Below are 10,182 nucleotides of genomic sequence, written 5' to 3'. Positions count from 1 at the left end.
ACATAGTCTACTGGAATACGAGCCGGAGGCAGGTAAGATTGAAGGGCCTGACCCCGGAGGAGTTCCGGAATCAGGCCCTCGCGGCCTAGTCGCTATTTAGGGCGCCCAAGATTTGGGACGCAGTTCACAATACGTCCTAGGCGGCCTTTTTGGCGCACATCAGCGACCGTAAGAGATATCGGAGCACAACGCCCGTTGCCGCTCCACAGCAGTCGATCATCACATCGGTGATCATGCCGGCGCGTCCCGGCACAAAGAGCTGAATCGTCTCGTCGATCGAGGGAATCAGCAGCAGGAACACCGCCGTGGGCAGCAGCACGTCAAAGGTGCGCCGGCCCTCAAGATCAAAGGCGTGCGTTGCCAGGATGCCGAGCACCATATACTCGGTAAAATGCGCGCACTTGCGAACAACAAAGTTGGTCACCCATGCATATGGAAGTCCCACGCCGTGCAGGAAACCGCGGATAGTTTCCATGACCGTTAGACTCAGCGAGCCCGACCCCGAGCCGGGAACCAGCGAATTGCCCCAGATCAAGAGCGCCATCAGGCAGGTCACGACCGCCCATTTTCGATTGATCTTAACCATGCAGAAGTTATGCCTCCGCGCGGAGCGGCGCGAAGCTGGCGGTACCGCCCTCGATAACGCTCAAATAGGCACGGCCCGTACGCTTGGCGGTAGAGGACTGCAGGCGCTCGATCTCTTCCTCGAGGATCTGATTGACGCGCTCGTGACGACGATTTTCCATAATGCCGGCGGCAATAGCCTCGGCCCGCTCGATGCTCTCGCGCGAGATACGGGCAGTATCCTCGGGGAACACAGCGCTGTGACGGCCGACATAGGCGGGGGCAGCAGGCTGAGGGGCAGCGACGGGAGTGGGGGCTGCAACAGTAGCAGGCTCGTCAATCTCATCCAGGATCGCGGTGGCGGCGGCCCACATGTCCTCGTGGCCCGAGTAATCGGCCATGGGGACATCAACCTCGAGCGAGGCGTCCGGAAGGTCGCCGGTGTCGATGCGATCTTGGGCATCAATCGATGCGGTGATGGCTGCAGGCTCATCGAGGTCATCGAGATCGATGTCCGCGGCACCGGAGATGATAGGCATGCTGGCGAGGTTTGCATTGTACGGCGCAGCCTCAGCCGCCTGCTGCTGAGCAGGAGCGCCCCACAGCGAGCTTTCGGCGGCACGGCGGGCGGCAACGGCCTCCTCGTCCGCGGCCATGGCTTCATCAACGTACGAATTGTCGGCAGAAGCGTTCGCGTCCGCCGAGGTAGCGCTGTAGGCGTTATTGGCTGCCGCGTTGGCGACGAGTGCCACGAAAGCCGCCGTGCTGCCCGCAGGGGCGGTCTGGGAGCCAGACACGGCGCGTGCCGCGGCGGCGATGTCGTCGCGATTGAAGGAGCCGGTCTGCCCGCCGTTGGTGAGCTCGTCGATGGCGACTTGATAGACGTCGCGCGAGTGTGCAGGGTCGCAGCTCACCGGCGAATCGTCGTCGAGCATACTGTCGATCATGGACCAAGCCTCGTCCTCGTCCATAGCATCTGCGGCTCGAGCGATGGTAGGGACACCATCATCGGCATGACGGCGCTGGAACGCACCGGTCAGGCCGGAAAGGAATGCCGAGGTAGACTGCTCCGCCTGAGCCTGAGAAGCAGAAGCCGCAGCGTAAGGAGTCGCATCCTGCTGCTGAGCTGGAATCGAGGCGGTCTTGAACTCGCTTTGATGCTGATTGAGATTGGCGGCACCGCCCATGGCATCGGGCTGGAACAGACGCTCTTCACGCTGCGCACGATACTCGGAGATACCCAGCGAGGCGGCATAGATACCCACGCCCGCCACCGCGCCCACGGCGAAGGGAACCGCACCCGCCACGACTGTCTCATTCACCGACGAAAACGGCAGCGTCGCGGCATACATAACCACGGGAGCGGCAAGGCCGATCCCGCACGAAAGTCCGGCAAGGACTGCTCGTTGTGTTGCATCAGAAGAAGCCATGAGCTCTCCCCATCTTCCAGCACCCAAATCGCATCATTCAGTTGGCTGCGCGAGAGAAGATGAAGCGGGGCTATGCCCCAAAGCAACGGTATATGGTTCGTTTCATCTGCGTTTTCCGTCGCGAAGCTTAAAAGCTATTATGCGAAACCGCCCTGTCGATTGCAAGCGACGATGTCGGATTGAAACGGGAAACCTGCTGCTCGTCGGTCTTATGGTTAAAAATAAGCGCGGAGCGGCGATATGGAAAAGGGCCGAGGCTCAAAGCCCCGACCCTTTATCGCATTGATGACTATCGCTGCGCGTGGATGACAACCTAGAACGTCTGCTCGTAGTCGCTGTGCTTTTTGGCCGAACGCACCAGGAACTCTTGGTTGGTGTTGGTGCCCTTAAGACCCTTGATAAACGATGCGGCTGCGCGCTCGGTGTTGTTCATGCCGGCAAGAATGCGACGCAGACCAAAGACAAACGGACGCATCTGCTCGTCGACCAACAGGTCCTCATTACGCGTACCGGAGGCAACGGGGTCGATAGCCGGGAAGATACGGCGGTCGGCCAGGTCGCGGTCGAGCTTAAGCTCCATGTTGCCGGTGCCCTTGAACTCCTCAAAGATGACCTCGTCCATCTTGGAACCAGTGTCGATGAGGGCAGAGGCCAGGATGGTGAGCGAGCCACCGTTCTCGATATTACGGGCTGCGCCCAGGAAGCGCTTGGGAGGATACAGTGCCGCCGAATCGACGCCGCCCGAAAGGATGCGGCCTGAGGCGGGCGCCGCCAAGTTGTAGGCGCGGGCAAGACGCGTGATGGAGTCGAGCACCACCACAACATCGCCGCCCAGCTCCACGATGCGCTTGGCGCGCTCGATGACGAGCTCTGCCACGCGAGTGTGGTTGTCGGCGGGCATATCGAAGGTCGACGCCACAACCTCGCCCTTGATGGAACGCTGCATATCGGTGACCTCTTCGGGGCGCTCGTCGACGAGCAGGCAGATGAGGTGCACCTCGGGGTTGTTAATCGAGATAGACTGGCAGATCTTCTTGAGGATCGTGGTCTTGCCGGCCTTGGGCGGGGACACGATCAGGCCACGCTGACCCTTGCCGATCGGCGACACGATGTCGATGGCGCGACCGGTAATGGAGTCCTTGCCGTGCTCCATGCGCAGCGGCTCGTTGGGATAGACCGGGGTGAGGTCGCCGAACTTGGGACGGTTGCGAATCTGCTCGGGGTCCAGACCGTTGACGGTCGTGATTTTGGCGAGGCCGGCGCGCTTGTCGCCGCCGCGCGAAGGACGCAGCGAGCCCTCGATGACGTCGCCCGTGCGCAGGCGCGCGGAGCGGATGAGGTAGGCGGGCACGAAGGCGTCGTCGTTGGACTTCATGTAGCCATGGGCGTGGATGATGCCGGAGCTGTCCGGGCGAATCTGCAGAATGCCCTTGATATCGCGGAAGCCCTCGGCCTTCGCGGCAGTGGTGTAGATCTCCTCGACGAGCTCGGCTTTCTTCTTGCCGGTCGTCTCGATCTCGAACTCCTTGGCCTTCTCGCGCAGTTCGGCGACCTTCATGGCAGCGAGCTCCTCACGCGAAAGCGTGGGCTCGGTGGGGGCGGCGTTGCGCTCCTTGTTGCGCTGTTTGCGATCGCGCTGGCGGTTGCGACGGTCGTTGTTACGCTCGTCCTTGCGCTCATTGCGCTCGTCATTGCGCTTGTGTTGGCGACGGTTAGGGCGAGCGTTGTCATCGGCCTCGGCGGGCGCGGCGCCATCGGTTGCGGCGGCGTCGGCATTGGCCGCAGCGGCGTCATTGGCCTCGGCGCCGGAATCAATCTGCGCTTCGACATCAGCCTGATGCTCGGACGCCTTGGCCTTAGCGGACTTCTTACGACCGCGCTTGGGCTTCTCGGACGCAGGCCGTTCGACGTCTTGGGGCTCGGCGGCATCAGTCGATGCATCGACGGTCGTCTCGGCGGAATCCTCGGACGCACCCTTCTTGGCAGTCTTGGCCTTGGACGTGCGCTTAGCAGCAGTACGATGGCTGCGACCAGGACGGACGTCGGCGGGCTCGACATCGGCAGAAACGGCCTCGGAAGTCGTAGCATCCTGGACGGGTGCATCGGCAGCGGTTGCAGACTCGGCGGTCGCCGCAGCATCCCGAGCGGCTGCAGCTGCGGCTGCGGCCTTCTCTGCCTCGACGAAGGCCTTGGGCTTGCGACCGCGACGGTGCGGGCGCAAAGCCGGATCGACAACGGGAACTTCGCTGGCCTCGACAGGCGCAGCGGGCTCAGCAGGCGATGCGCCCTCCCCTGCCGCGGAACGAACCGAAGCCTCGGTGAGCTCGGGGGTTACCTGTTCAGCAACCTGCTCGGCCTTAGCAGCCGTGCGACGGCGTGTGCGCGGCGCCGGCTTCTCGGTCGGCAGGTCGGCGGCAGGCGTCTCGGTGGCGGCAGGCGTCTCGGGCACAGACGGAGCTGCAAGCTCGGTCAGAGCCGCGGCCTCTCGCTCGGCAGCACGACGGCGGGCGCGCACCACCTGAGCCTCGCTAATCTGCGCCAACGCACGCGCCTGCGCGACCTCATCGGAAATCGGCGCCGAGGAGTCAGCCGCAACGGTGCGCTTGGCGCGAGTCGTGCGCGTGGTGCGGCGCTTGGGCTTGGCGACCTCCTCGCCGTCAGCGGCAGACTTGGCCGTGCGGCGCGTGCGCTTGGGCTTTGCCGGAGCAGCCTCCTCACCAGTTGCAGGCACGGCCTTCTCAGCCGTTGCAGGCATAGGCGTCGAAGCAGCCTTAGGCGTCTCAGGAGCCGAGGCTTGCGCGGGCACCGCGACCTGGTCCGACGCAACCGGTGCAGCGGGAGCGGCCTGCGTCGTAGTTATTTCGTTTTCTTGCTGTTGATCAGACACAGTGTTTGCTCAACTTTCTTTTCAAGCCCTGTGATCACATGCTCCCTGCATAAACCTTCAGGGCGGCTAAACATTCTAGTTCCGTTCAAGACGACGGACATCATTGATCTGTATCGAGATGATTGCGTCAATTACGCAGCGTTAGTGTAACACAACCGCCGCCACCTGCAACTTAGTCATTGGGGACGTTCTTAAACGCCCAGTCATCAGGGACACTCCTCCTCAAAAGCGCCTTGAAATGTCGCGCCAGAGGAGTGAAGCCGTGGCACCTGGAATAGCCGCGCCACGAATCGCGCCCATCTGCTACGTTTGCCCCGAGCCCCTGACCATACCCTTGTTTTTTCAAAAACAACGAGTCTGCTACCTGCGGTTTTAATATCGTACTTTTCGGCATGGTTCGGGATATGCGTCCAAACGTAGGAGATGAGCCCAATTCGTGACGGACGGTATCCCGCCACCCCTCTTCGAGACAAAAATGATCCGTTTTCCTCCGTCCCCAAGGGACAATTTTCAAAACTACGCCGGATTACGGGGCCAGGATGCTGCAAGCCAACCATACCCTGCATTATCAAGAAACAATAAGCCATCTACCTGCGGGTTTAATTTCACTATTGGCACCATGGTCGCCAGTTGGCGATTCAGCCCCGTAAACCGGTATAGTTGCGATTTGGTAGCATTTCCCAGCAAACCAAATAGTCTCACCAAACGCAAAAAGCCCGACCTCCGCATGGAGATCGGGCTTATAGGGCTCAGCAAAGCCGAACCTACACGGTCAAATGACTCGCAGATTACATCTGCTCGGGCGCAGAAACGCCAACGAGGGTGAGCACCAGGGCGAGCGTCACGCGGACGGCGTCGCAAGCGGCCAGACGGGCGCGCGAAAGCTCGGGGTCGACGGGACGGCCCTCGCTCGGCAGAACCTGGCAGGCAGCGTAGAAGCTGTGGAAGTCGCCGGCGAGCTCCTCAGCAAAGTGCGTCAGACGGAACGGGGCGCGGTCGCGAGCGCAGCTGGCGATGAGGTCGGTGAGCTCGTTGAGCTTACGCGAAAGGGCGAGCTCGGTCGGGTCGGTCAGCAGCGAGTAATCGACGTTCTCACCGATGGCCTTGGCGGCGACGGCCTTCATGCCCATCTCGTCAGCCTGCTCGGGCGTAACGTCGGCGGCACGGCGCAGAATGGAGCACACGCGGGCGTGAGCGTACTGCACGTAGTACACCGGGTTGGAGTTGTCGCGCTTCTTGACGGCCTCGATATCGAAGTCGACCATCTGGTTGGAGCTCTTGGAGATGAGCGTGTAACGGGCAGCGTCGGAGCCGACCTCGTCGACGAGCTCCTGCAGGGTCACCATGGTGCCCTTACGCTTGGACATACGGACGGGCTTGCCGTTGCGCAGCAGGTTGACGAGCTGGCCCAGCAGAACCTCAAACTTGCCGGGGTAACCCAGAGCGTCGCAGACGCAGCGGACGCGCTCGATGTAGCCGTGGTGGTCGGCGCCCCAGATGTCGATGACGTGGTCGACGCGCTGGAACTTATCCCAGTGATAGGCAACGTCGGAGGCGAAGTAGGTGTACTCGCCATCGGACTTGATCAGGACGCGGTCCTTGTCGTCGCCCAGGTCGGTGGAGCGGAACCACAGGGCACCGTCCTTGGTGTAGAGGTAGCCCATCTTGTCGAGCTTCTCAAAAGCGCGGTCGACGGCGGAGGTGCCGGCGGTCTCGCCCTCGGTGTCCTTCACGTACAGGGAGCGCTCGGAGAACCAACGATCGAAGTCGCAGTTAACGGCGTGGCAAAGGTCGCGCATGTTGTCGACCATCTTTACGTAGCCGCGCTCGCGGAAGCTCTCCATGCGCTCCTGCGGATCGGCGTTGACCCACTTATCGCCGTCGGTGCGCCAGAACTCGGCAGCCTCGTCGATGATGTAGTCACCGCCGTAGGAGTCCTTGCCCAGAGTCTCGGCAAAGTTGTCCTGATACGGATGGGTCTCGGGGTGCTCGTCGCCCTCGTCGGCAACAAAGGCGTCGCGGTCGGCGATCAGAAGCTTGTGAGCCTCGTCGATATCCACGCCCTGCTTGGCGATGATGTCGGCAAGCTGCATATAGCGCGTGCTGATGGAGTTGCCGAAGGTGTTCATCTGAGAGCCGTGGTCGTTGATGTAGAACTCACGCTGGATGTCGTAACCGGCGTGGTCCATGACGCGGCAGAGCGAGTCGCCCAGCGCGGCCCAGCGGCCGTGGCCAATGTGCATGGGGCCGACGGGGTTGGCGGAAACGAACTCGACCTGGGTCTTCAGGCCACCACCGACGTTGGACTTAGCGAAGTCCATGCCCTTCTCGCGAGCCTCGCCAAAGATGGCATTCTTGACGGCAACGGAGAGGTAGAAGTTGATGAAGCCGGGGCCTGCGATCTCGACTTTCTCAATCGCGGGGTCCTCGGGCATATGGGCAACGATGGCCTCGGCGATCTTGCGCGGGGCGCAGTGGGCCAGCTTGGCGGACTTCAGGGCCATGGTAGAGGTCCACTCGCCATGAGAAGTGTCAGCCGGTCGCTCGATAGCGCAATCGTCAAGTTCAAATGCGGAAAGGTCGCCGGCCTCCTGGGCCGCAGCAAGCGCAGCGCGTACCAGCTCTTCAATCTTCTCGGGCATAGATCCTCCTTGTGTTAAAGCCCCCGAGCTCTTGGTCACTCGTAGGGCAAAAGCCAGAGTTTGTAGCACTCTATCACAAGCGACGGGCACTGTCGCAGGGTAAAGCCAATCGATATTGCATATGCACAAAATTGACTACAGCTTGTATGGAGTCACTCAAAGATGCCAGTCTGCCTGCAGATTATGCAGGCGTTGAAAATGCATAAAGGTGTGAATGAGCTGCGCCTGTTATCGAATACTCTTACCTATCGGAGTTGTGTGCTTTTCCTGCATAAAGTAAGGGTTTGCGCACGTCAGCGTGTTATTCTAGACATACGTAAATTCGTATAAGTTGGAGGTAGCATGTTCTCAATCGGTCAACACGTCATTCATCCGGGTCAGGGAGTCTGCACCGTCGTCGGTTTTAGGGACGACACGCCGCAGCCCATGCTGCTGCTCGAGACCAAGCAGGGACATGCGCAGACGATCCTCATGTACCCCGTGGCGCAGGCCGATCGTTTGCACGCCGCCATCTCTCAGCAAGATGCCGAGCACCTGCTGAGCCACTATGACGAGCTGGAGTGCGACACCTTCACCGAGCGCAACAGCTCACTTGAGGAGACGCACTTTAAGCAGCAGCTCAAGCTGGGTGCGCCCGAGACGGTCCGCGTGGCAAAGACCATGATGCACCGCATTCGCCAGGCCGAGGAAGCCGATAAAAAGCCCAGCTCCTACTACATGCGCGTACTCAAGGAAGCCAAGCGCCGCTCCATCGAGGAGTTCGCTGTGGCCTTGGGCGTCACCGAGGAGGACGCCGAAGCCCGCCTAGCCCAAGCCGCCCTCAACTAACCCATCCGCTCCAAAAACCACCACAAAGGGGACAGGCACCTTTGTGGTGGTTTTCTTGTTCTAGTAGTATTCATTCTTATCGATACCCACGAGCACAAGGAGTCTCCTATGGCAGAACCGCTTACCGCCGGAATCACCCGCGACCGCGCGTTCGAACTGCTCAACGAGCACAACAAGGACCCGTTCCACATCACCCATGGCGAGACGGTCGAGGGCACTATGCGCTACTTTGCGCGCGAGTTCGACCCCGAGAACGAGGAGTTTTGGGGCATCGTCGGTCTGCTGCACGACCTGGATTGGGAGGAGCATGAGGACGATCCCATGAACCACACCATCTATGCTGCCGAGATTCTTGAGGGCGAAGGTGCGTCTCCCGAGCTCATTCGCGCCATCCAGACGCACACGTCCGACTTCAACACCTCGCTGCCCAAGCCCGAGCTGCAGATGGAAAAGATCCTGTTTGCCTGCGATGAGCTCACCGGCCTGATCGGCGCTGCAGTCATCATGCGCCCGAGCAAGAGCGTTATGGACTTTACGACCAAGTCGCTCAAGAAGAAGTTCAAGGACAAGCGCTTTGCCGCCGGCTGCTCGCGCGACGTGATTTCGCAGGGCGCCGAGATGTTGGGCTGGGAGCTCCCCGAGCTCTTTGACCGCACCATCGCGGCCATGCAGTCCTTCGCCCCCGACCGCGATACCTTCCAGGCCTAACCTGCCGCTTCACCTAAATAACCACCACAAAGGGGACAGGCACCTTTGTGGTGGTTTTCGTTTGTAACGGAAGAGACGCTACCCGGCTTTGCGGATCGACCACTCTCCCACGCCCGTCAAGCGCTGTATTTGACGAATTGAAAGCCCCGCTTCTCGCATTGCCGCAAGCACCTCATTGCGCTTGGACTTATCGAGGGCCTTGACAGCGGAAAGTTCGCTAAGGCCAAACGAGCGGATCAGCGACGCGCCCACATCCAGCGCTTCGTCCTCGCAAATTCGTCCTCCGGTCGGTGGTCGAACAACCGCTCCATTCGACGCATCCATAAAGGCCAGATAATCGCATATGCGCGGAAAAGCAAGGTGAGCAAGCGCCAAATCAACCGTCGCGATATCCGGATCGCGTTCGGCATAATCCAGATGGCTGCTCCATCGATATACATCGTACGGACAAATACCAGCCTTTTGCGGATTGAAATGAACATATCGAATAGCGTCGAGAAGGTATTCCTCGCTCGAAATCGAAGCGCTCGAGAACCTATCCTGAAAAACATGTCCGACATGCCCATGCCGGCGGTTATACCACGTCGCATAGCAAGACATAACAAGATGCATGGCCTCGCTCATGTTGTCGTCGGGGTCACTTAGGACAAGATGAACGTGGTTGCCCATCAGGCACCAAGCAATAAGCCTAATGTTGAACCGCGCTATCGAAGACCGAATAAGCGATAAAATGCGTCTTCTGTCTTCATCATCCTCAAACAGAAGCTGTTTGCCGTTGCCCCTCATCGTAATGTGATACAGGCCAGTCTGCGATTTCTGTCGCGGCTTTCTTGACATGGGCGTCTCCTTGCTCTCATGCCAAAAATAACCTCACGGCACACGTAAAACGGCGAGAATCTACTCACCGATTAAGTCGTCCACCTGCCGAAATGTCACCTCTTGCGCGACGCAAATATGCTTAGATACAGTTAGTCAAAACCACCACAAAGGTGCCCTGTGAACTGCCTCCCATTTCTTGGACATCGGGAAATGGGAGGTTTGGAGTGGGTATGATGAATTGGACACCTAGTTAAGAGCGAAAGGTGTTCAAGATGACCCAAAGAAGAAAGCGATACGACAGGCA

7 protein-coding genes are annotated in these 10,182 nt (G+C 60.0%); 2 read left to right on the top strand and 5 right to left on the bottom strand.

Annotated elements, in window-relative coordinates; all coding sequences use genetic code 11:
* Positions 1-136: 136 nt before the first annotated feature.
* The 4 genes from AAAX34_RS09290 to argS all read right to left on the bottom strand — a co-directional run bounded on the left by AAAX34_RS09290 (position 137) and on the right by argS (position 7,523).
* The gene (locus tag AAAX34_RS09290; RefSeq protein ID WP_349111043.1) at positions 137-586 is read right to left on the bottom strand and encodes a VanZ family protein; all 450 of its coding nucleotides are present in this window, start codon (positions 584-586) and stop codon (positions 137-139) included.
* Positions 587-593: 7 nt separating this feature from the next.
* Positions 594-1,994 carry a hypothetical protein gene (locus AAAX34_RS09285; RefSeq protein ID WP_349111042.1) on the bottom strand — a complete coding sequence of 467 codons (1,401 nt, stop codon included), beginning with the start codon at positions 1,992-1,994 and terminating at the stop codon, positions 594-596.
* Positions 1,995-2,307: 313 nt separating this feature from the next.
* Positions 2,308-4,800, bottom strand: a complete 2,493-nt coding sequence (rho, locus tag AAAX34_RS09280) for a transcription termination factor Rho (protein WP_349111040.1) — start codon at positions 4,798-4,800, stop codon at positions 2,308-2,310.
* 869 nt (positions 4,801-5,669) lie between these two features.
* Complete coding sequence (gene argS / locus AAAX34_RS09275) at positions 5,670-7,523, bottom strand: arginine--tRNA ligase (RefSeq protein WP_349111038.1); 1,854 nt, start codon at positions 7,521-7,523, stop codon at positions 5,670-5,672.
* A gap of 342 nt (positions 7,524-7,865) precedes the next feature.
* Here argS and AAAX34_RS09270 point away from each other — a divergent pair, with 342 nt between their 5' ends.
* Both AAAX34_RS09270 and AAAX34_RS09265 read left to right on the top strand, forming a co-directional pair.
* Positions 7,866-8,351 carry a CarD family transcriptional regulator gene (locus AAAX34_RS09270; RefSeq protein ID WP_022094807.1) on the top strand — a complete coding sequence of 162 codons (486 nt, stop codon included), beginning with the start codon at positions 7,866-7,868 and terminating at the stop codon, positions 8,349-8,351.
* 108 nt (positions 8,352-8,459) lie between these two features.
* Positions 8,460-9,059 (top strand): HD domain-containing protein, encoded by a 600-nt coding sequence (locus AAAX34_RS09265; protein WP_089572031.1) that lies wholly within the window; start codon positions 8,460-8,462, stop codon positions 9,057-9,059.
* 78 nt (positions 9,060-9,137) lie between these two features.
* Here the strand turns inward: AAAX34_RS09265 and AAAX34_RS09260 are convergent, their stop codons facing one another.
* A complete protein-coding gene (locus AAAX34_RS09260) occupies positions 9,138-9,896 on the bottom strand; it encodes a transposase (protein WP_349111036.1) in 759 nt (252 codons plus the stop codon).
* Positions 9,897-10,182 lie beyond the last annotated feature (286 nt).

It is taken from the genome of Collinsella sp. CLA-ER-H4, assembly GCF_040092395.1.
Classification (GTDB): Bacteria; Actinomycetota; Coriobacteriia; order Coriobacteriales; family Coriobacteriaceae; genus Collinsella.
The sequence above is the reverse complement of the archived record's forward strand: the minus strand, read 5'-3'. Positions and strand labels throughout refer to the sequence as shown.